The sequence below is a fragment of the Pseudoflavonifractor intestinihominis genome (genome assembly GCF_040096055.1).
In the GTDB taxonomy this organism is placed as follows: domain Bacteria; phylum Bacillota; class Clostridia; order Oscillospirales; family Oscillospiraceae; genus Pseudoflavonifractor; species Pseudoflavonifractor intestinihominis.
On the sequence record NZ_JBBMFK010000008.1, the window covers coordinates 76,922 to 99,137 of the forward strand.

A 22,216-nucleotide genomic window follows, 5' to 3' on the forward strand; every position below is an offset into this window, starting at 1 on the left:
AAAAACAGCGCCGCAATGTGACGTCACCCTGGGGGAACGAGGACACCCAGGAGCTCATCGACATTCTGGGGCGGTACAATGTGAAGGCCACCTTCTTTGTGGTAGGCGACTGGGTGGACAAATACCCCGAGTCGGTCAAGGCCCTCCACGACGCGGGCCACGAGGTGATGAACCACTCCAACACCCACGCCCACATGTCCAAACTCTCCCGGGAGGAGATCATCGCCGACGTGGAGGCGTGCAGCGACAAGATCGAGGCGGTCACCGGCGTACGGCCCACCCTGATCCGCCCCCCCTACGGCGAGTACAACGACACGGTCATCAGCGCCATCCGCTCCATCGGCATGGAGCCCATCCAGTGGGACGTGGATGTTTCCCCAACAGCTTCAAGGGCCTGATACATCAAAGTTTCAGAAGCAGCAGTCATATTCTGCCTATAAAGGCAGCAAGGAAGGCAGCCGGACATTTTTGCAAAAATGTCCGGCTGCCTTCCTTTGTATCTTAGCAGTTAAATTTTCCCCGTAGGACCGCCGCAATCGGCTCAGAACGAAGACCGAGTGGCGTTTTACTCCGCCTGCGCACGGTAGAGGAAGGTCACGGTCTGGCTGCGGGTGCAGGTTGCGTTGGGGGCAAAGGCAGTCGCGGTCACACCCTGGGTGACGCCGCTCTCCGCAGCCCACAGCACCGCGTCGTAGTAGTACGCGCCCGCCTGGACGTCGCTGAATCGGTTCGTTCCGCTGGTAGCGGGAGATCCGGCATAGCGGTACAGGAAGGTGACGAACTCGCCGCGGGTCACCGTGGCGTCCGGGCTGAAGGTGGTAGCGGAGGTGCCGTTGGTAATGCCCTGCTCCACCGCCCACTGGACGGCATCCGTATAGTATGTATCAGCCTTTACATCCTCAAAAGCACTGGTGTCGGACTGGGGTGCCGGGCAGCCCGCAGCGCGCCACAGGAACGTCACTACCTCGCCGCGGGTACAATCCGCGTTCGGCCCGAAGGTGGTGGCGGAGGTGCCATTGGTGATGCTCTCCTTCACCGCCCAGGCCACAGCCTCGGCATACCACTCGCCGGACTTCACATCAGTAAAGGGGATGTCAGTGTCCTCGTCGGAATCACCGGGCTCGGGCTTGGTGGACGGGATGTCGGGAAGCGGAATGCCGGGAACCTCAGGCTTGCTCTCCACGGTCAGGCTGACCTCCGGGCACAGCTCCGTCGTGTCAAAGCTGGACAGGTCTATCTGGTACAGGTCGGTAACCGTCAGGTTCATGTAGGCCTCCTGATCCGCGGTATCATCCGCCACCTCGAACAGGAAGCTCAGCAGCGTTCCCGTTCCCTGGATGTCCGTATCATTTGCAAAGGCCGCCTTTACCGTTCCCTTGCTGGTCTGGGAATCGACAGACGCGCCGCCGGTTCCAAAGGGCGCGTTGACAGCCACCTCAGCGTTCTCCAGCATGTCGCCCACGGTTACCTTCACAAGGTTCAGCACATCGTCAGAGTAGTGGAAGATCAGATCGCCGGCAGCAAATCCGAACTTGTTTTCTATCACATCCAGGGTAACCGTCACAAAGTCGCCCTCACAGGCCTTCTCCGGGCTGCTGATACGGACGGCCAGATCTCCGTTGGTGGGCACAGGGTCTACCGGCCCTGTCTGCTCGGCGTCAGTGACGGTGACCACACAGTAGGCGGTCTGATCCTCATAGCTGGCACAAATGCGGGTCTTGCCGGCCTTTACAGCGGTAATGACGCCGGCGGCATCCACGGTGGCCACGCTCTCGTCTTCGCTGGTAAAGGAAACGTCTTCCGCAGCCGCGCCGTACACCGTGAGGCTGCCTGTCTCGGCTACCTGCAGGTCCATTGCGGCGGGAGCCATCCCAAAGCTGGCCGGTTCGCCTAGGGAGATGCTCTCATCGACAGTTTCATTGAAGGCGTAGTCGCCCAGCAGCACGCCCAGATTGGTATGCCCGGTCACATCGAACTCCACCACAGTGGTGGCACCCCGCTGGAACTCCGCCACGGGCGTCTCAAAGATTTTCTCCTGCGTGTCCATATCCTGTACCAGGATATAGGCCAGATAGTGGTTATCCCGAGCCTTCAGGCGAGCCATCGTCTTCTCTCCGGCCTGGTAGGTGGTAAGGCTCACCAGCTCAGGGGCGCTGTTGTCGATGGTGATCGGCATGGACCAGGTCTGTTCACCGCGGGCATAGTCCAGCTCTGCATGCACGGGCAGTTCCACGGTCGTCCCATCCGGCAGATAGTTGTCATTGGCATCCGTGCCGTACCACACAATGGGCTCCACTGCGGGCACACACATGCCTGCCGAGCTCATGTAGTAGCTCTTGGGCACATAGAACGCAGTATCCTGCCAGTACACATCGCCGGTCTCCGTGTCGGTGATCGCATAGCGGATGGTCTTGGCATTGCGCAGCAGCGAGACATAGAGGCCGCTGATGGCAAAAACGCCCTGCTGCTCCCCGTTCTGCACCGCTTCCTGGGTGGTCATGGAGATCCGGTCGGCATAGAAGGGCACGCCGTCGGGGTGCTCGGAATCCTGCATCTCCCAGTAGGGGTTGAAGCCCAGCTCAAAGTAGGAGTTGTTTTCCAGCTCACCGGTCTCCTCATTGGGATAGATGACGCCGCTGAACGCGCAGTTCTCATACTGGCTGGACATACTGTCCACGCCGTCGGCGTAGGTGCCCTGATCCATGATGCTGGGCGCCGCCCAGTCGCCGTAGTAGCCCATGTAGGGCAGGGACAGAGTCACGCCGTTGTTCCCTTCTCCCACGGGGGTCAGAGTCACATAGCCCTCCACATACATGCCGTTGGCAAAATTCTCGTTGAGGTACGCCTTGGCCTGGTTGGAAAGCTGGAGCTGAATGGTAACCGTCTCGGTGCTGTTGGCGTTGACCTTCACGGTCTTGCCAGTCATATAGTTGATGCTGGTCAGGTCCGTCAGGTCGTAGGGCTTCTCGGCGATGAAGCTGAGGCCGTCCTGCTCCAGCACGCTCTCCGCCATCACCTGGGTATCCAGCGCAAAGGTAACCGAGGTATCCGCAAAGTTGGTCACATTGAAGGTCAGCGTGTAGGCGCCCCGCCTGTCGGCGTCGTCGCCCAGCTCGATCTTGGGGCGGTTCATCCCATCCACTGTCAGGTAGGAGGTGGTACTCATGGCCTTTTCCACCTGCACCAGGCCAGCACCCTGCCGCCGGGGAGAATATGTATGGCCGTCCTCGTCCTGCAGCTGCGCAGCGGTGTTCATCAGCAGCGTATTGGCCAGCAGGTTGCTTTCATAGCCGGTCAGCCCCTCGAATGCCACATAGTTGGAGCTGGTCTTGTCCTTCATGTACTGCCGCACCAGGAGGGCGCAGCCGGCCAGGTTGGGGCAGGCCATGGAGGTGCCGCTGGAGCTACCATAGGTGTTGTTGTCCAGGGAGGAGTAGACATTGCCGCCCACAGCGGTAATGTCCGGCTCCAGCCGCAGATCCGGCGTAGCGCCCCAGGAGGAGAAAATGCTCATCCGGTAGCCATCGCCGCTGACGCACTGGAACGTACCTTTCTTGATGGTCAGGGTACCCACGCCGTCCACCGCGGCATCCGCCAGGGCCTGCCCGGTGGCCTTCGCCACAGAGACCGCGGGGATATAGTAGGTGTTGATGGACATATAGAACGTGCCGGAGACATTGTTGTAGATGATGATCGCCGCCGCCTTTGCGTTGTTGGCGTAGCCTACCTTCTCATTGAAGGAGATGGAGCCGCGGGAGACCACAGCGATCTTGCCCTCCACATCCAGGCCTTCGTAATCCTCGGCTGCACCGTAACCGGGGACCATGACATACTGGTAGTCGCCCTCCTCCAGCTCGCTGAAGGCATGGACGCCCTCCACGCCTGTGGGGGCGTTGTCCACGTAGGGGTAAGCCTGTCCGTCCAACATAAAGCCCACGCCCGTCTCAAAGGCGTTATTGACGCTGGCCACAGTGGTGCCGCTCATCGTGGTGCCGGGGGAGGCCAGCGTGCCGGTGTCCGGGTTGTCGGTAAGAGCCAGATCCAGTCCCCAGTTGTTCCCATAGGCCACGCTGTAGCTGTTGCCAGCCGCAACCGCCAGGAAGATGCCCGCTTTCTCCACGCTGGCATAGATATCGTCATAGGTGGGGACAGACTCGCCCACGTAGGTGAAGCCCGCCGTGGAGCCCAGGCTCATGTTGATGACATCCACACCCAGCCGGACCGCGTCCTCCACGCCGGCCAGAATGTCGGCGTAGCTGCCGGAGCCCTCATCGCTCATGACCTTGAACACAGCGATCTGGGCCTCGGGCGCAACACCGCGGAAACCGTTCTCCTTGCCGTCATTGCCGGCGCAGATACCGGAAACATGGGTGCCGTGGTCGGAGCCCCCGTTGTGGTCGACACGGGTGGTCTTGTCGAAATAGTTGAAGGCAAAGGGCATCTTGGGGCTGATATAGCGCGCAGTGGTGGCGTGCATATCCACGCGGAGGTTCTGCACATCCGTCTGGGTCAGCCGGGGATTCTCCGGCGCAACGCTGAAGGCGTCGTGGTCGGTATCAATGCCGCTGTCCAGGACGGCGATCACCATGCCCTCGCCCTTGTAGCCCAGATCGTCCCACACCTTGGCAACCTCCTCCATCTGGGAGGCGGAACTCATCAGGGGGTCCACGGTAAAGGTGGGGGCCACATAGACACAGGAGACCCCGTCCAGCTCACTGATGGCCTCCATGTCGCCAAAGGCCACATCCATGGCGATGGCGTTGGTAGCCAGGGTGTACCGGTACTGTACGTCTGCCTTCTCGCCGTCAAGCACCTCTTCTTCGATGCTCTGGATCACGGCGTCCTGCTGGCTGTCAATGGCGTCCAGGATGCGCTCACCTTTTGCGGTGATATCCAGGCATCAGCCTGCTTCACCCACACGCCCACGCTCTTCCCGGCGGCAAACTGTGCCGTAACCGTCAGGAGCGGGCCATAGTTTGTGGCCTTCATCGCCACATAGCCGCCCACCTCAGTGTCGCTGCCCAGGGTAAGCGTGCAGTTTGTGCTCTGGTACTTTTCTGCGTCCATCAAATCGGTACTTGCGTCCCAATCCTCCACGATGTCGCATGACAACTCGTTTTCTGCATATGCGCTCATGCCCAACAGCATACACAGCATCAGGATCAGCGCAACTGCCCGTCTCGCTCTCTTCATGTGATTTCTCCTTTCTTTTCCCGTAAATCCTGTATTTTCTGCGGATTTTCAGAATTTTTATTCTATCTTCTTTATTATGAAACATTTATATTTCATAAATAAGAATACATCGGTTCTGTATTGAATGCAACAGTTTTTTTGTGATGTTGACAAAAAAATACGGCCCCGGCGCACCGCATTGCTGCGTGCGCCGGGGCCGTATGCAACATCCGCTGCGGTCAGGGGCCCTCATGCTTTGAGAACAGCTGCTCCCCCACCTGCTGCAAAAAATGTCGAACGCTCTCTTCGTCCGTCCGGTAATATATGCGGTTGTCTACCCGCCGCAGGTTGAGCAGGCCGTAGGAAAAGAGTACATTCAGGTGCTTGGATATGGTACCGGAGGTCAGCTTCATCTCCCCTGCCAGCTCCAGGCCATAATATTCCCGTTGGGACAGCCGCTGCAGGATCTCGAATCTGCTCTTATCGCTGAGGAGCTTCAAAATATTCGACACATCCTCCATGACCTTTCCCGAGGGCTTCGTGCTGGTGTCAAGCCGCACCACCACGCCGATATTGGCAGTCTCTGCCGCTTCATCCTGCCACAGGTCCACGCGGGTACACCCGATCCGCCAGAAGCAAACCGTTTCCTCCCATGTGGCGTCCTGTGCCGTTCCCATGTCGAATCCCAGAACGCTCTGCTTGAAGTCCCGCAGCCCATGGTGGGCAAAATAACTGCGCCAGCTGTCGATTGCCTTCTGAAACAGCGCATCGTGGCGCTGTAAGATCTGCTGCAGCCGGGCTGCCACCGGCCTGAGCCGCTCTTGCAGGGCATTCAGATGGGTCTCATACTCCATGAGTATCTTATAGATATTCCATTTACTCGCTTCCGGCAAAAACAGCTGATCCACCTGAGCAAAAAGCGACTGTGTCTCCTCCCCGCCGCATCTGACAAAATCCAGCCCGGAGTGGCTGATGCCCTGGATTTTGTAGTGGGAAAAGTTGTCGGATGCGCAGATATAGTACCGCTCCCGGCATGCTTTGATACTCTCGTCAAATTCTGCCGGACCGCCCTGCAGGAAGGAGTAGAGCACAATTTTTGCAAGACAGACCGTATCCCGGGCCGTTCCCCACTGAAATTTTTGAAAATAGTACTGCAGTTCAGGGTCCTCCCGGTCCAGTCCCTTTGTCCCCTCCGTCAGGATCTCCTCCAAAGTTCTGAACAGCGTCTCGTAGTATTCCCGCTCCGCTTCGGAGAGCTGTTCGCTGTACTTCAGGAAGAAGTTCCGTCTGGTATTGTGAAATGAGTCATTGTTCATGAACAGATACAGCAGCTCAACTGCTTCCATCAGCAAATATGGCTGTGTAACGATCTTTACCCCTGGCATACGCTGTTCTTCCTCTCTGTACGTATATTTCGAAAGGATTCCATCCATAGCATACCGTATTTTCACAGAAATGCAATATTATTTTCAGGCAAACCCATTGTAGCATGATACCGGACTCCGCAGTTCCCGGGTCCGGATGCAGTGTGCCTCCGCCCGCGCTTCTACTGCCCGCAGACGAACGCAGCCCCTGCCGCTTGGCGGCAGGGGCTGCGTTTGTTATGTACTTGTGCGATGGCTCAGTCCTCGTCGGCGTCCTTGCTCTTGGGCAGGAACAGGCTGAGCAGCAGGGCCACCACAAACACGCCGGCCACGGCATTGCCGTTGAAGATGTCGCCCACGGCAGAGGGGAAGGCGCTGAAGAAGTTGCCGTCGGTCTGGGTCAGGCCCACGCCCACGCAGAAGGACAGGGAGACGATGATCATGGTGCGGTCGTTGAACTTGCAGTCCTTGAGCATCTTGACGCCCTCATACAGGATGGAGCCGAACATCATCACGGTGCAGCCGCCCAGGACGGACTGGGGCAGGGAGTTGAAGAAGGCGCCCAGGGGCGGGAAGAGGGAGGCCAGGATCATGATCAGCGCGCCCATGAGGATGGTGAAGCGGTTGATGACGCCGGTCATGGTCACCAGGCCCACGTTCTGGCTGAAGGAGGTCAGGGGCAGGCAGCCGAAGCAGCCCGAGATGGTGCTGGAGAAGCCGTCCACGGCCAGGGAGCCCTGGAGCTCCTCGATCTTCAGGTCCCGGTCCAGGGCGCCCTTGCACACCGCGGTGGTGGCGCCGGTGGTCTCCGCCGCCGAGACCAGGAACACGATGGCGATGGTGAAGAAGGCGCCCAGGTCAAACACCGGCATGTGCCCGGTGAAGAACACGGGCCGGGGCAGGCTGAAGAAGCCGATCTCCCCCACCGTCTTGCCGATGCCGGAGAAGTCCACCAGCGGCGCCACGCCGGCCAGGGTCAGGATGCCCGCCAGGATGTATCCGGCGATGAGGCCCACCAGGATGTTCAGGTTCTTGTACACGCCCTTGAGCAGGTAGCGGGACACCAGGCAGACCAGCAGGGTGAACAGGCCCACCAGCAGGTGATGCCAGGAGCCGAAGTCGGCGGCTCCGCTGCCGCCGCCCCAGGAATTCATGCCCACGGGCAGCAGGGACAGGCCGATGGCGATGACCACGCAGGAGGACACCACGGGGGTGAGGAAGCGCTTCCAGTACCGGGCGCTCAGGCCCACCAGGCCCTCAAAGATACCGCCCAGGATGACCGCGCCGATCATACCCTCATAGCCCAGATTGGGATTGGTGCAGATGATCAGAAGACTTCCAAGGAAGGTGAAGCTGACGCCCATGACAATGGGCAGCTTGGAGCCGATCTTCCAGATGGGATAGAGCTGCATGCAGGTGCCGATGCCGGCGGCAAACATGGCGCACTGGAGCAGGCGGGTGATCTCCACCGCAGTGAGGTGGTTTTCCGTCCCCCGCACCAGGGCGGCGCTGCACACAATGAGCACCGGGGCAAGGTTGGACACAAACATGGCCAGAACATGCTGCAGGCCGAAGGGGATGGCCTTGGACAGGGGGACGCGCCCATTGAGCCGGTAGATGTTTTCCGCAGTGACGGTCTTCACATTCGCTTCCTTGTTTTCCATTTCTGCACCTCTCATCGTCTGATTGCTAAATTATATTTTTCATTACAAATAACTATTTTTTAGCTAAAAGAGGAAAAGAATCCCTCCGGCCGGTCGTACACATCTCACTTGGTTTGGATCGGACACTGACACAGCCGGAGGGCGCGACAATTGGGATAGGATATGGATGCAAGCGCTTTTTCTGGGGCGGTTATACCGCGTCCGCCTCGGCATTCTTTCCAAGCCGGCGCAGCATGGTCTTTTTCACGGCCCGGAAGATGTTCTCATAGCCGGTGCAGCGGCAGAGATGGCCGGAGAGCATCTTTCGGATCTCATCGTCGGAGAACTCCCGGCCGGCGGCCAGCAGCTCTGCGGCGCTCATGACAAAGCCGGGGGTGCAGAAGCCGCACTGGACCGCGGCCTCGTCGATGAAGGCCTGCTGGATGTCGGAGATCTCGCCGTTGGGGCCGGCCAGGCCCTCCAGGGTCACGATCTCCTTGCCGTCGGCCCAGACGGCCAGATAGATGCAGGAGTTGAAGGTCTCGCCGTTGATGAGCACGTTGCAGGCGCCGCACTCGCCCACCTCGCACCCCTTCTTCACGCTGGTCAGGCGGAAGTCGTTCCGCAGCATGTCGGTGAGGGAGGAGCGCACGTCCACCATCTTTTCCACCTTTTTGCCGTTGATGGTGCAGGAGACCAGCTTGTACTGATTACGCATGGATCTCACCTCCCGAAAGACGAATTGCCTCCCTGAGCCCCCGCTCGGCCAGCACCACGGCGATGTGCTCCCGGAAGTCCTTGGAAGCTCGCCAGCTGTCTCTGGGGTGGATGTCCTCCAGCACAGCCTGGGCCGCGGCCTTGATCGCCGCCTCGGTGACCGGCTGGCCCTTGGCCTTCTCCTCGGCGTGGACGGCCCGCATGGGAATGGGGCCCGCCACGCCGTAGGCGATGCGCACGTCCTCCATGGTCTGCTTGTCCGCAGACAGCTTGACGTTGACCGAGCAGCCGATGGTGGCGATGTCCATGGCGTTGCGCATGGCGTACTTGATGTAATGTCCCTTGTACCCCTCATAGGAGGACTTGGGGATGATAATGGCGGTCTGCAGCTCGCCGGGGCGCAGGTTCACCTGGCCCGCCTTGATGTAGAACGTCTGGATGGGGATGCGCCGCACCCCCTCGGGGCCGGTGATCTCCACGATGGCGTCCCAGGCGAAGAGGGTGGAGGCCGAGTCCGCCGACGTGACGCCGTTGCAGGTGTTGCCGCCGATGGTGCCGATGTTGCGGATCTGAGGGCCGCCCACCATGTCCACCGCCTCGCCCAGCACCTTGATGTGCTGCTGGATCAGGGGGTCCCGGGTGATGTGGGAGAAGCTGGTGAGGGAGCCGATCCGGAGGGCGCCGTCCTCCTCCAGGGAGACGCCCCGCAGCTCATCCAGCATGTAGATACTCACCAGTTCCCTGCCGGCCCGCTTTCCATCCCGAATCTGGACCAGCACGTCGCTGCCGCCGGCAATGATCTGGGCCTCCGGATGCTCCACCAGAAGCTGCACCGCGTGGGGTACGCTCTCAGCCTCATAGAGCGCTTTGATATCATACATAGACTGCTGCCTCCTTAGATCAGACCTTCTTCACGGAATCTGCGGAACAGGATATGGGGGTTGACCGGCGCCTCGTCCACCGCCACGCCGGTGGCGTGGTAGATGGCGTTGCGGATGGCGGGGGCCACCGAGCAGGCGGGGGGCTCGCCCAGGGCCTTGGTGCCGAAGGCGCTGGTGGGCTCGGGGTTCTCCACGAAATAGGCCCTCAGACGGGGGTGGTCCATAAAGGTGGAGAGCTTGTAGTCCAGCAGGTTGTTGTTCAGGGCCCGGCCGGTCTTGGGGTCGAACATCAGCTTTTCCGACAGGCCGTAGCCGATGCCCATGCTCATGCCGCCGTGGACCTGGGCCTCGGCCAGGGCCGGGTTGATGATGGTGCCCGCGTCGTGGACGTTCACAATGTCCACCAGCTTCACCTTGCACAGGGGGATGTCCACCTCCACCTCGGCGAAGGTGCAGCCGAAGGAGTAGGCGTTGGACTTGATCTGAGAGGTGCTCTCGGCGGTGATGTGCTGGCTGTCGGTCAGGCTGTACAGGGCCTCGGTGGCCAGCTCGCCCAGGGTCATCAGCACCCGACCGTCGGTTATGCGGACGATTTTGCCGTCGATGATGTCCAGATTGTAGGGGGGCATCCGGGTCAGCTGGTGGGCGTAGTTCAGGATGCGCTCCTTCAGCAGGGAGCCGGTCTGCCGGATGGAGAAACCGGCGGTGTAGGTCTGACGGGAGGCGTAGGCGCCGGTGCCGAAGGGGGTCACGTCGGTATCCTGGCAGGAGACCACGTGGACCGCGTCCAGCGGCACGCCCACAATGTCCGCCGTCATCTGGGTGTAGGCGGTGTCGGCGCCCTGGCCGATCTCGGTCTCGCCCAGCTGGACCTGGAGGGAGCCGTCCTGGTTGAGCACCATACGGCAGGAGGAGGTCTCCAGGGAGATGGGCCACACCGCCGTGTTGTACCAGAACACAGCCATGCCCACGCCCCGGCGCACATCGCCGGTCTGGTTCTGGTACTCCTTGTATTTGCGCAGGTAGTCCATCTCCTTCATGCCCTTGTCCATGCACTGGTTGAAGGTGTCGGAGTAGAGCTCGTTCTTGGAGAAGGGATCGGTGAAGCCCACGGGCATCAGGTTCTTCCGGCGGAACTCGATGGGGTCCAGCCCCAGCTTGGCGCACACGTCCTCGGTGTGGCACTCCACCGCCCACATGGCCTGGGGGATGCCGTAGCCCCGCATGGCGCCCGCCACCGACTTGTTGGTGAACACGGTGTAGGAATCGGCCTCCACGTTGTCGCAGGGGTAGAGCTGGGGGAAGCAGCCCATGCCCTTGGCCGCGATGCTGTGGCCATGGGAGGCGTAGGCCCCCTGGTCGGAGAAGGCCTCCAGCTTGCGGGCGGCGTAGGTGCCGTCGGGCCGCACCCAGGAGATGATGTGGCTGCGGATGGCGTGGCGCACCCGGTTGGAGACAAAGGTGTCCTCCCGGGGGATGTCGATCTTGATCAGGTGGCCCCCCAGCTGGGTGCACAGCCAGGCGCACAGGGGCTCGTAGAGCACGTCCTGCTTGTTGCCGAAGCCGCCGCCTATGTAGGGCTTGATGACCTGGATCTTGCCCCAGGGCACTCCCAGGGCCTGGCCCACCACCCGGCGGACGATGTGGGGGATCTGGGTGGAGCTGATGATCTTGATCCGGTCCCCCGTCATCTCGGCGGTACAGATGAAGTTCTCAATGTGGCAGTGCTGGACGGTGGGGGTGTCGTACCAGCCCTCCACCTTGATGAGGCCGGGCTCCTTGATGGCCTCCTCATAGTTGCCCTTGCGGATGGAGGTGTGCTTGAGGATGTTGTTGGGGTAGTCCTCATGGAGCTGGGGCGCTCCGTCCTTCATGGCCTCCTGGACGTCCAGAACGAAGGGGTACTCCTCATACTCCACCTTGATGGCCCGCAGGGCCTGGGCGGCGGCCACCTCGTCCTCCGCCACCACGGCGGCGATGTCGTCGCCGTAAAACCGCACCCGCTCGGTCAGAACCAGCCGGTCGGCCACGTCCTGGTGGCTCTCGTCGGTGGACCAGGGGTGCCCCGCCGTGGGGAAATAGTGCTTCTCCTTCAGGTCGAAGCAGGTGAATACCTTGACCACGCCGGGAATGGCCTCGGCGGCCGACACGTCCATGGACACCACCCGCCCGTTGGGAATGGTGGCGTGCAGGATCTGGGCCACATATGCCCCCCTGTCGCACAGATCGTCGGTATATTTCGTGCGTCCGGTCACCTTGTCATAGGCATCTACCCGGGTGACTTTCTTCCCTACATACATGGTGCTTTCCTCCTGTTTCCTGATGGATGAAGGGGCGCCCTTCGGGACAGCCCATCAGCCGTTGACGTGGTGTTCCACATGGGCCTTCATCTGATAAAATCCCTCCCGGGGGATGACGACCTTTCCTTTCCGCACCTGGATCAGCCCCATCTCCTCCAGATGCTGGATGCTCCGGTTGAGGGTCTTGACCGAAAAGCCGATCTCCTCCGCCAGCTGCTGCCTGGTCTTTTTCAGCTCCAGGCTCTCAGGCTGGGGCTGCCGCTGTTCAAACAGACGGATCAGGTGGACCATCAGCCGGTCCTTTCCCTCCATGAAGAGATACTTTCTGGCCTCCGCCGTCTGGGTGATCAGCCGGTGCATATTCTCCTGGGTACGCATAAACAGCGCGTCCACATCCATATGCATCCACTCCATGTAGCACACCGCCGGGATGGTGAGCACCCGGCACCTTGTGGCCGACAGGATGCTGATGCGGTAGCAGGGCAGACCGGCAAAGCACTCGATCTCTCCGAAAAAATCTCCCGGTCCGAAATCCTTGAACGGGTAGGACCGGTCGTGGGCGGGCCACTCCACCCCCGTCACCTTTCCCGACAGGATCATAAAAATATGGGTGCACTCTGTCCCCGCCTTGATAAAGGTCTGGTTGGCCGGAATCTCCAACAGGGACATATAGTACCTGACCTCTTCCGTGCAGTTGCGAAACAGAAGCTCCATGTACGCCCGCTTGTCCTCTGGCAATTCTTTGAAAATTTCCAAATGCATCCATCTCCTCAGAGCGCGCAGCTTCCAGAATCAGCAAATGGCACAGATTTCTCTCCCTGTAAACCCATTATATCCGCTATATCTCACAACTAGAAAGGCCATGTGTCCTTTTTTGCCCTGTTTTCTCCCCTCCGAACTGTACAATTTATCACAGGTATTTTTCACAATATGACCAGACCGCCTCCAGCCCTCCTTTCCGCAGGGCAGGGGGACAGGATGGATATCAGGCCCCCGCCATGAATAGGATAGGACGGGCACTGAAGGCAGCCGCCAGGCCGGCAGGAGCCCTATCCGCAAAAGGAGGCGTTTGCTTTGAACCTGATCCACCTGCATCCCTGCGCAGACGCGGATGTACAGCAGCGAAACGACCGCCTGCTGCAAATCCATACCGCCTGCCTGCGGGCGCTCCAACAGTCCGGCCCCAGGGTACCCCGGCGTCCGCCCGGGAACGCAAGAGGCCGCTGAGCCGGCCAGGTCGCTGTCATGAAAGGAGGTGTCCGCCCTGGACGCCATCTATGCCCGGCAGTCCGTGAACAAGGCGGACAGCCTCTCCATCCAGGGGCAGATCGATCTGTGCCGCCAGAAATCCGGCGGAGAATTCCGCGTCTATCAGGACAAGGGCTACTCCGGCAAGAACACCAACCGCCCGGCCTTTCAGCAGATGATGGCGGATGTGGAGCGGGACCTGGTCCAGAAGATCATCGTCTACCGGCTGGACCGCTTCTCCCGCTCCATCGCCGACTTCGGCCGGCTGTGGGAGATTCTGAGGCGCCATAATGTGGAGTTTGTCTCCATCAACGAGACCTTTGATACCTCCACGCCCATGGGCCGGGCCATGCTCAACATCATCATGGTCTTTGCCCAGCTGGAGCGGGAGACCACGGCGGAGCGGGTGCGGGACAACTACTACCAGCGGGCCAAACTGGGTTCCTGGCCGGGTGGTCCGGCGCCCTACGGCTTTACCATCGGCAGACTTCCGGGGCTAGACGGAAAACCGGCCCCCGGCCTTCTGCCCGACGAGCACGCCTCCACCGTGGAGCGTATCTTTCAGTCCTACGCCCGGGAGGACGCCTCTCTGGGCAGCGTGGCCCGGTCCCTGAACGGCGACGGCGTCCCCGCTCCAAAACGGGCCACCTGGGACAATGTGGCGCTCTCCCGTATTTTACATAGTCCATTATACGTCATGGCCGATGAGGATGTCTATCTATACTACCAGGGCAAAGGCCTGATTTTTGCCAACCGGCTGGAGGAGTTCGACGGGCTTCACGGCGGCATGATCGTGGGCAAGCGGGACCGGAGCGCAGGCAAATACCAGGATCTGAAGGAGCAGCACTTCTCCCTGTCCACCCACTACGGGCTGGTCTCCTCCGGCCTGTGGCTCCGGTGCCAGTACAAGCTGGAGGCCAACCGGCAGCTGGGCAATTCCGGTCGGGGAAAGCACACCTGGCTCTCCGGTCTTTTGAAGTGCGGGACCTGCGGGTACAGCGTCAAGGTCAACCGGGACAAGGACAGATATTATCTGGTGTGCAGCGGCCGCTCCAATCTGGGACTGTGCCACTCGTCCATACAGGTGGACCTGCGGACCCTGGAGGCCGCCGTGGAGGCGGAGCTGGAGCGGCTTCTGGCAGAGTGCCCGGACGTGAAGGAGCATCCGGCAGACGGCCGGGAAAACACCGCGGCTCTGGCCGAGATCGACCGGAAAATCGACCGGCTCATCTCCGCCCTGGCCGAGAGCAGCGACCTGACCATGGCCTATATCAACCGCACCGTCAAAAAGCTGGAGTGCCAGCGGCAGGAACTGCTGGAGCAGCAGGCCGGGCACCACGCAAGTCCAAGCCCCAAGTTGGCGCATCTGAAATTCGGTCCCCTGGAATTCGAACAGAAAAAGCTGGTGGCGGCCCAGTTTATTCGGGAAATCAAATTATCCGACGATACGACGGAAGTGATCTGGAACATATGAGGCCTGGACGGCAGCCATCCCCTCCTGTATTCCAGGTCTGTTTTTTATCCGTCCCCGGCGTCCGCCACGGCCGTACTGCACCGTTTCATTGGCGGCGCGGGCGATAATATCCGTTTTCCGTACACATTTTAGCCGGATTTAATCAAGTATTGCCAAGTTATTGCATCTATGAGATAATATTCTCAACCTATTTACTCTGCGTCAGGGAGGTTGAGGGGCCATGATCCGCATCGCCGTTGTGGAGGATCTGGAGGACGAAGCGCGGCAGCTCACGAAGTGCATCGAACAGTACGGCAGGGAGAAAAACGAGGTCTTTGCCGTGGAACGCTTTTCCGATGGACTGGCCTTTATGGAAGGCTATGAGCCGCGCTACGACATTATTTTTATGGACATTAATATGCCGCTCATGAGCGGGCTGAGCGCGGCAAAGCGTCTGCGCGTCGTGGACCCCAGCGTATGCCTGATTTTTGTCACCCAGATGGCCCAGTACGCCTTAAACGGCTATGAGGTGGGCGCCAGCGACTATATTTTGAAGCCCGTCACTTACGGTTCCTTTGCACTGCGCTTTGACAGGGCGGTGGCCTCGGCCAAGGGCAGGCAGCACCACGCCGTCCTCTTGAAAACCCAGAGCGGCCTCTCCCGGATCGACACAAACAGCATCTGCTATGTCGAGGTGAACAAGCATCTGGTGGTGTACCACACGGTGAACGGGGACCTGGAGTCCTGGGAATCATTAAAAAGCGTGGAGGAAAAGCTGGGGCCCCTGGCTGGAAGCCGCTTTGTCCGCTGCAACAACTGTTTTCTGGTCAATCTGCATTATGTAAATAAAATCGACGGCGATACCCTCTGGGTGGGCGACAGCCAGCTGAAGATCAGCCGGGCGCGGCGGAAGGGCTTCCTCAACGCGCTGACGGTCTTCTTTGAGACGGGAGGCTGAGCGAATATGGACGGAGATTCCGCTGTGAACCTTCTGATCCGGGGACTCGACAGCATACAGTCCTATCAGTTCCGCCTGTTCTGGGCGGAGCTGCTGTTTTTCGTCCACCTGCCCCGCCGGCGGCTCTTCGGACTGCGGGCGCTGGTGTGGCTCCCCTTTCTCCTTCTCCCGCTGTGCTTTGACAACGGCTTTGACAGCGCCTTCTTTATCGTCCACAACTATACCTGGAGCTTTCTGGTCTGGTTTGTCTACTCGGTCTTTGCCATGGCCTTTTGCCACAGGCTGGACGCGGAGCAGCTGGTCTACATCAGCGTTGTGGCATACAGCATGCAAAACCTGTTTGCCAGCATGAAATATTTCCTCCTCTACCGCTTCTTCTCTGTCTCCTCCCTGCTCTTCCAGAGTCTGACGCTGGTGCTGATGCTGGCGCTGTACGCCCTGTTCTACCTGACCTTTGTCCGGTCGTGGGTGCACAAATTCAGGCTGGAGCTGCGCATCAACAAGATGTATCTGCTGGTATCCGCCATCGCCATCCTGCTGATCCTGAACGTGCTCAACTCCTACATGCAGAACACCAGCCTGGACCTCTTTACTCTGTCAAACAACTGCCTGCTCTTCAGCATCTGCACCGCCCTCATCGTCCTGCTGCTGGCGGGCGTCTACGACAGGTCCTATGCTCAGTACGAAAAGGACACCATGCGGCAGCTGCTGCTGGAGCAGGAGAAGCAGCGCAGCCTGTCGGAGCGCACCATCGCCATGATCAACATGAAGTGCCACGACATGAAGCACCAGCTCCTGGCCCTGGGCCGGAAGGAGAGCGGCGCTTCCGACGGGACCTACATGCGCGAGACCCTGGACTCCATCCAGATCTACGACAGCTTCTTCAAGACGGGAAACAAGTACCTGGATCTGATCCTGACCGAGAAGAGCCTGCTGTGCCAGAGTGAAAAGATCTCCCTGACCTGCACGGTGGACGGCGCGGCGCTGGACTTTATGAGCCCGACGGATATCTACTCCTTTTTCGGCAACGCCCTGGACAACGCCATCGAGTGCCAGCAGCGCTGCCCGGAGGACCGGCGGAGCATCTCGGTCAGCGTCTGCCGGCAGAACGGCGGCTTTGTCAGCATCGTCATCAAAAATTACAGCGAGCGGCAGCCGGAGTTCTGGAACGGGCTCCCCAGGACGTCCAAGGGCGACAAGAGCCTCCACGGCTTCGGCACCAAGAGCATGCACTACATCATCCACGACCTGTACGGGGGTAACCTGCTGATGCGCCAGGAGGGAGACGCCTTTATCGTCTCGGCGCTGCTCTCTGTGGACGCCAAGCGAAGGGAACCTTAACAGAATCTTCCCATGAAAGCGTGACTGCACAAATGCAGTCACGCTTTTATTTTGCCCAGAGGCGGATTGGGTGTCTTTTGTGCAAAACGCCAAACTCTCCTTCTCCCGCCGGGCTTCAAAATACCGGACGTGCGCGAAAACATACCGTTTATGCAATGCCCGCGCAGAGAGGACATGAATCCCGACCAGTCATGGGTAAAACCGCTGAAAACGCCTGGGTGTGTGCTACAATAAGGGCGCTTAAAAAAGCAATATTTTAAGGAGGAGAGATTGAAATTGGCAACGAAAACGAAGAAACTGTTCATTTTGCTTGCTCCGCTGGTCGTATATGCCGTCATCGCGGCCGTCATGGTCGGCATGCACTTTGCGGACAGCCGTCCCGCCACGGCCGACGCCGGGCCGGAGAGCAGCGCGCCCCAGGGCGACTATGAGTTCGTCTTCAGCGGCACGGTGGAGACGGCCACAGGCCGCACCTTCACCCTGGACATGACCGGCAACAAGGACGAGGACCAGACGCTGGACCTGACCGTGAAGGAGATGCCGGCCCTGAACCTGACCGGCCGATGGACCTTCACCGAGGGCAAGGGCTACAAGATCTTCCTGGACGACGCCAGCGGGACTTTTGCGTACAGCCGCTACAATCCCGACACCAAATCCTACTCCTTGACCTTTGACTACGATATGGGCAACTTCGGCCAGCCCCGGGTGGTGCTCACCTATCTGGACGAGGACTTTGCCGCCCAGTACGACGGCGTGGGTCTGGGCCGGAAGCCGCCTATCTTCTCCCTCACCGGCTACACCACCTACCAGCACTACGGCTACGGCACCCTCCTCTGCGCCGAGGACGGCACCGTCTCCGCCAGTCTGACCAACACCGGCGCGGGCTGGTACTTCAACCGCTCCGGCACCTGGACCTACGACGAGGCGGCCGACGAGTACATCATCGTATTCACCGACTCCACCATCTCCCTGACCGACGGCAACATCGACATCCACGAGGACCCGGCGGGCGACTACGTCCTCTGGACCAAGTTCCCCGTGGGCGCGGAGGAGCCCGAGTACAGCACCCACCTTCTGGTCAGCGAGCTTCAGGACACCTATCAGCTGTTCACAGACCCCTACGAGTACCACGCCCGGTACGACGAGGCCACGGGCAGCTATCAGATTGCAATCGAAGCGCAGTACAACTGGGGACTGGGTACCGGCGATATCGTCACCTTCTCCGGCAGCGCCTCCCTTGCGGATATGGAGGGTTAACCCATGAAGATCAAGAGAAAAGAGCTCTACGGGCTCCTGTACGTGGTCGTGGCCTTCTTTCTGGCGGTCCTGATCGCGCTGAACTACTTTGCCTTCTCCTACAGCACCCTGGTGAGCAATTTCTTCCACCAGTCCACCTTCCGCATTGAGGCGGATGAAAACGCAGGCAGCGAGAATACCAACTACTTCAATCTGGACTACACCTCCACCGAGCAGCTGGAGGCCGATGAGCGGGCCTACGCCGAGGAGGTCCAGTCCGAAGGCGTGATCCTCCTGCAGAACAACGGCCTGCCCGTGGCGCCCACCAGGACCACCTTCCTGGGCATCTACAGCCGGGACGACATGCTCTCCGCCGGCGTATCCGTCTCCGACAACGCGCCCTCCATGGAAAAGCAGTTCACCGACGCCGGCTTTGAGGTGAACCCCACCATGATCTCCTACTACCAGGGCCTCACCGAGGAGGCCGACCCCTCCGCCTTTTCCGCCGAGGCCAGAGACTCCATCTCCTCTTACAACGACCTGGCCGTGGTGGTGCTCTTCAGCGGCGGCGCCGAGGCCATGGACATTACCGTGGACGACCTGCGCTTTACCGACACCGAGGAGGCCCTCATCCGGTACGCCTCTGAAAACTTCAGCAATGTAGTGGTTCTGCTCAACACCTCCAACACGGTGGAGTGCGACTATCTGGAGCAGTTCGACAATCTCTCCGTGCTCTACATCAACTTCAGCGGCGACGCCGGCATCGGCGTCATCCCCCGTATCCTCACCGGCGAGATCAATCCCTCCGGCAAGACCACGGACACCTTTGCCTATGACGTGGAATCCCCCATCTCCATGCTCAACTACGAAAACAGCGCCGAGGACCAGGGACTCATGAGCGGCGGAGAGCGAGTCGGCAACTACGTCAACTACATCGAGGGCATCTATGTGGGCTACCGCTACTTTGAGACCCGGTATGAGGACGTGGTCCTGGGCAACGGCAACGCCGGCGACTTCGATTACGCCGCCACCGTGCAGTACCCCTTCGGCTACGGCCTCAGCTACACCACCTTCGCCTATTCCGGCTTTGCCCTCCAGGAGAACCCCACCAGCTTCACCCTGTCCGTGACGGTGACCAACACCGGCGACACCTATACGGGCAAGGAGGCTGTCGGCTTCTACATGCAGTCCCCCTACACCGAGTACGACAAGCGCAACGGCGTGGAGAAATCCTCCGTACAGCTGGTAGGCTTTGCCAAGACCGGCCTGCTGGCCCCCGGCGAGAGCGAGACCCTGACTGTTGAGGTAGACAAGTCCGAGATGCGGGCCTACGACGCCAACAACCTGAAGACCTACATTGTGGACGACGGCCTGTACTACTTTGCCGCAGGTGCCAACGCCCACGACGCCGTCAACAACATCCTGGCTTCCAAGGGCGCCGCCGGCATCGCCATGGACGCCTACAAAATGACCGCCCCCGGCGACGCCTCCCTGGTGGGCACCTACACCCAGGAGAGCTTTGACGCCGAGACCTACTCCTACGGTGCCAACGGCGAAAAGATCACCAATAAGTTTGACGACGTCAACCTGAACTACTACTACCCCGGCACTGTCACCTATGTCACCAGAAACGACTGGATGGGCACCATCCCCGCCCAGAAGGCGGGCGACATCGACGCCACCGAGGAGCTGCTGGGCAATTTCAACCCCACCTTTGAGTCCGGCGAGGAACCCGCTCCCGCCACGGGCCAGAGCAACGGCCTGACCATCATGTCCCTGATGGGGCTGGACTACGACAACGAGTACTGGGACATGCTCCTGGACCAGTTCACGGCGGAGGAGCTCATGTCCATCGTGGCCTACGGCGGCTTCAAGACCAACATGGTGGGCAGCATCAACAAGCCCGCCTCCGTGGACAAGGACGGCCCCGCCGGTCTGGACTCCTCCCAGCTGGGCGGAGAGAGCTGCTATACCTTCCCCTCCGAGAGTATGCTGGCCTGCACCTGGAACAGGGAGCTGGTGGCCCAGCTGGGCTACTTTGTCTCTCAGGACTGCCTCCTGACCGGCACCACCGGCTGGTACGCCCCCGCCTGCAATATCCACCGGGTGGCCATCTGCGGCCGCACCAGAGAGTACTTCTCCGAGGACGCCTTCCTCTCCGGTACCATGGCCTACGCCGTGGCCTCCACTGCCCAGGCCCACGGCGTGGTGACCTACACCAAGCACTTCGCCCTCAACGAGCAGGAGAACAACCGCTCCTCCGTGTGCACCTTCTCCAACGAGCAGGCCATCCGGGAGATCTACCTCAAGCCCTTTGAGATGGCCGTGGCCGAGGGCGGCGGCATGGGCATCATGACCTCCATGAACCGGGTGGGCACCACCTACTCCAGCTCCCACTACAATCTGTGCACCGGCATCCTGCGGGACGAGTGGGGCTTCCACGGCGTGGTCATCACCGACTTTGTCAGCGGCCCCAGCGACAAGGTGGTCCCCCGGGAACTGGTTCTGGCCGGCACCGACCTGTTCCTCTGCACCGTCAGTGACCAGTCCATGTTCATCGAGGGATACCAGAATGACCCCGATGTGCTCAACGCCCTCCGGGAGTCTGCCCACCGCATCTGCTACACCTACGTCAACTCCAACCTGATGAACGGCCTCTCCTCCTCCTCCCGGGTCATCTCCATCACGCCCGCCTGGGTCTACGGCTTGTACGCGGTGGACGCGGTCCTCATCTACGTGCTCTATCTGCTGGCAATGACGCCTGTCCTGAACAAGCTGGGCGAGAAAAAGGAGGATAAACATGAAGCTCAATAAGTTGGATCTCATCAACGTGGCCTCCATCGCCGCGGCGCTGCTGGGCCTGGTTCTGGCCCTGGTGGGCTGCCTGGTCCTCTCCGTACAGGAGGGCATCGGCGTCAACCTCTCCCTGTCCCCGGTGGTCTATATCGGCGTGGCCCTGATTGTTCTGGGGCTGATCTGCTCCATTGTGGGCAACGTGCTCTATGTCAGGCGCGGCGGCATGAACCGGGCCCTGGCCAGCCTGGCCCTCTATGTAGCGGTGATCGCCTTCCTCGCCGTGCTGGTCCTGGTGGTATACACCATCTTTATCCCCGTGCTCAACCCCTCCAACGGCTGATATTTGCTCATCGCCAACGCCGCCAGTAATGGGTCTGCGGCGGCGGAGGACGGCACAGCCACCCCGAACTTCCGCGCCACCCCCGCGTCCGGTGGCGAATTGCCGGAATAGCGGGCTGCATCTCAAAAACCATACCGAAAACGTGAGGCGGAACAGCGCATGCGCTGTTCCGCCTCACGTTTTTTGTCCGCCTGAATCCGGGCTGCCTTCCGGTCTGCCGCTCTCCGGACACAGCCCGAAACTGTCCACATTTTTTCATCCGGATGTGGAAACATTCACTCGCTCCCGCTGTGCTGTCCTTCTCTGACGGCCGCTTTATCAGGCGTACATTTGTCTTTCCATAACACACCCGATGTTTGAGATCCCGCCCTTCCGGCGCTTTACTCCATTATATTTTCTGTTCAAAATGGGACACTTGTCCGCTTATATGGGGTTTACCGTCCTTCTTTCTTCTTTTTCCGAAGTTTTCCTGCTGCAAGAAAGTTCTTTCAGTTTCTCTCTTTTTTCTGAATATCCCGTCTGAAATCCGTCTCTGACTCAAAGACGGATTCTCATTATATGCATTTGTATCTTGAATAAAATTCATTTTAAACACTTTGTTGCAAAAGTATTTTGAAATGAAACACTTTGCAAGTCACTATTTATTCTTAAGATTCACGCTGAAACAATTTTACTTTTTCCCAATATCATAAAGCACAGTTTACCTTTTTCACTTTTTATTTTATTGCAGCAAATTGACAAAGAAAAAATTTTTTCGACTCTTTCAC

Annotated in this window: 15 protein-coding genes; 7 read left to right on the forward strand and 8 right to left on the reverse strand. The window is 59.7% G+C overall.

The genetic code is table 11. From position 1 onward, the window contains the following. The first annotated feature begins 17 nt into the window (after positions 1-17). Positions 18-398, forward strand: a complete 381-nt coding sequence (locus WMO64_RS06495) for a polysaccharide deacetylase family protein (protein ID WP_349231437.1) — start codon at positions 18-20, stop codon at positions 396-398. 167 nt (positions 399-565) lie between these two features. Here WMO64_RS06495 and WMO64_RS06500 read toward each other — a convergent pair whose 3' ends face one another. The 8 genes from WMO64_RS06500 to WMO64_RS06535 all read right to left on the reverse strand — a co-directional run bounded on the left by WMO64_RS06500 (position 566) and on the right by WMO64_RS06535 (position 12,839). Continuing rightward, complete coding sequence (locus WMO64_RS06500) at positions 566-4,837, reverse strand: S8 family serine peptidase (protein WP_349231438.1); 4,272 nt, start codon at positions 4,835-4,837, stop codon at positions 566-568. Then, the gene (locus WMO64_RS06505; protein ID WP_294518025.1) at positions 4,834-5,193 is read right to left on the reverse strand and encodes a hypothetical protein; all 360 of its coding nucleotides are present in this window, start codon (positions 5,191-5,193) and stop codon (positions 4,834-4,836) included. Before WMO64_RS06505 ends, WMO64_RS06500 begins: the two co-directional genes overlap by 4 nt. A 218-nt stretch (positions 5,194-5,411) precedes the next feature. Further along, on the reverse strand, positions 5,412-6,557 hold the full coding sequence (locus WMO64_RS06510; protein WP_349231439.1) for an ArsR/SmtB family transcription factor: 1,146 nt from the start codon (positions 6,555-6,557) through the stop codon (positions 5,412-5,414). A gap of 236 nt (positions 6,558-6,793) precedes the next feature. Continuing rightward, entirely contained in the window at positions 6,794-8,200 is a 1,407-nt protein-coding gene (locus WMO64_RS06515) for a uracil-xanthine permease family protein (RefSeq protein WP_294518029.1), read from the reverse strand. Positions 8,201-8,390: 190 nt separating this feature from the next. Continuing rightward, positions 8,391-8,897, reverse strand: coding sequence for a xanthine dehydrogenase subunit XdhC (xdhC, locus tag WMO64_RS06520; protein WP_294518031.1), 507 nt, complete (start codon positions 8,895-8,897; stop codon positions 8,391-8,393). After that, positions 8,890-9,777 (reverse strand): xanthine dehydrogenase subunit XdhB, encoded by an 888-nt coding sequence (gene xdhB, locus WMO64_RS06525; RefSeq protein ID WP_294518033.1) that lies wholly within the window; start codon positions 9,775-9,777, stop codon positions 8,890-8,892. Before xdhB ends, xdhC begins: the two co-directional genes overlap by 8 nt. Before the next feature lie 14 nt (positions 9,778-9,791). Then, positions 9,792-12,077, reverse strand: coding sequence for a xanthine dehydrogenase subunit XdhA (gene xdhA, locus WMO64_RS06530; protein WP_349231440.1), 2,286 nt, complete (start codon positions 12,075-12,077; stop codon positions 9,792-9,794). A 54-nt stretch (positions 12,078-12,131) separates the two neighbouring features. Beyond that, positions 12,132-12,839, reverse strand: a complete 708-nt coding sequence (locus WMO64_RS06535; RefSeq protein WP_294518037.1) for a Crp/Fnr family transcriptional regulator — start codon at positions 12,837-12,839, stop codon at positions 12,132-12,134. A gap of 493 nt (positions 12,840-13,332) precedes the next feature. Between WMO64_RS06535 and WMO64_RS06540 the strand changes: the two genes are divergently transcribed. From WMO64_RS06540 to WMO64_RS06565, 6 genes are all read left to right on the forward strand, one after another. Then, the gene (locus WMO64_RS06540; protein WP_349231441.1) at positions 13,333-14,799 is read left to right on the forward strand and encodes a recombinase family protein; all 1,467 of its coding nucleotides are present in this window, start codon (positions 13,333-13,335) and stop codon (positions 14,797-14,799) included. A 220-nt stretch (positions 14,800-15,019) separates the two neighbouring features. After that, a complete protein-coding gene (locus WMO64_RS06545; RefSeq protein ID WP_294518042.1) occupies positions 15,020-15,736 on the forward strand; it encodes a LytR/AlgR family response regulator transcription factor in 717 nt (238 codons plus the stop codon). 6 nt (positions 15,737-15,742) lie between these two features. Beyond that, complete coding sequence (locus tag WMO64_RS06550) at positions 15,743-17,077, forward strand: ATP-binding protein (RefSeq protein ID WP_349231442.1); 1,335 nt, start codon at positions 15,743-15,745, stop codon at positions 17,075-17,077. 276 nt (positions 17,078-17,353) lie between these two features. After that, the gene (locus WMO64_RS06555; RefSeq protein WP_349231443.1) at positions 17,354-18,334 is read left to right on the forward strand and encodes a hypothetical protein; all 981 of its coding nucleotides are present in this window, start codon (positions 17,354-17,356) and stop codon (positions 18,332-18,334) included. A 3-nt stretch (positions 18,335-18,337) separates the two neighbouring features. Next, positions 18,338-21,127 (forward strand): beta-glucosidase, encoded by a 2,790-nt coding sequence (locus tag WMO64_RS06560; protein ID WP_349231444.1) that lies wholly within the window; start codon positions 18,338-18,340, stop codon positions 21,125-21,127. Further along, positions 21,114-21,449: a hypothetical protein gene (locus WMO64_RS06565; protein WP_294518051.1), complete on the forward strand. Its 336-nt coding sequence runs from the start codon at positions 21,114-21,116 to the stop codon at positions 21,447-21,449. The genes WMO64_RS06560 and WMO64_RS06565 overlap by 14 nt, the downstream gene beginning before the upstream one ends. Positions 21,450-22,216 lie beyond the last annotated feature (767 nt).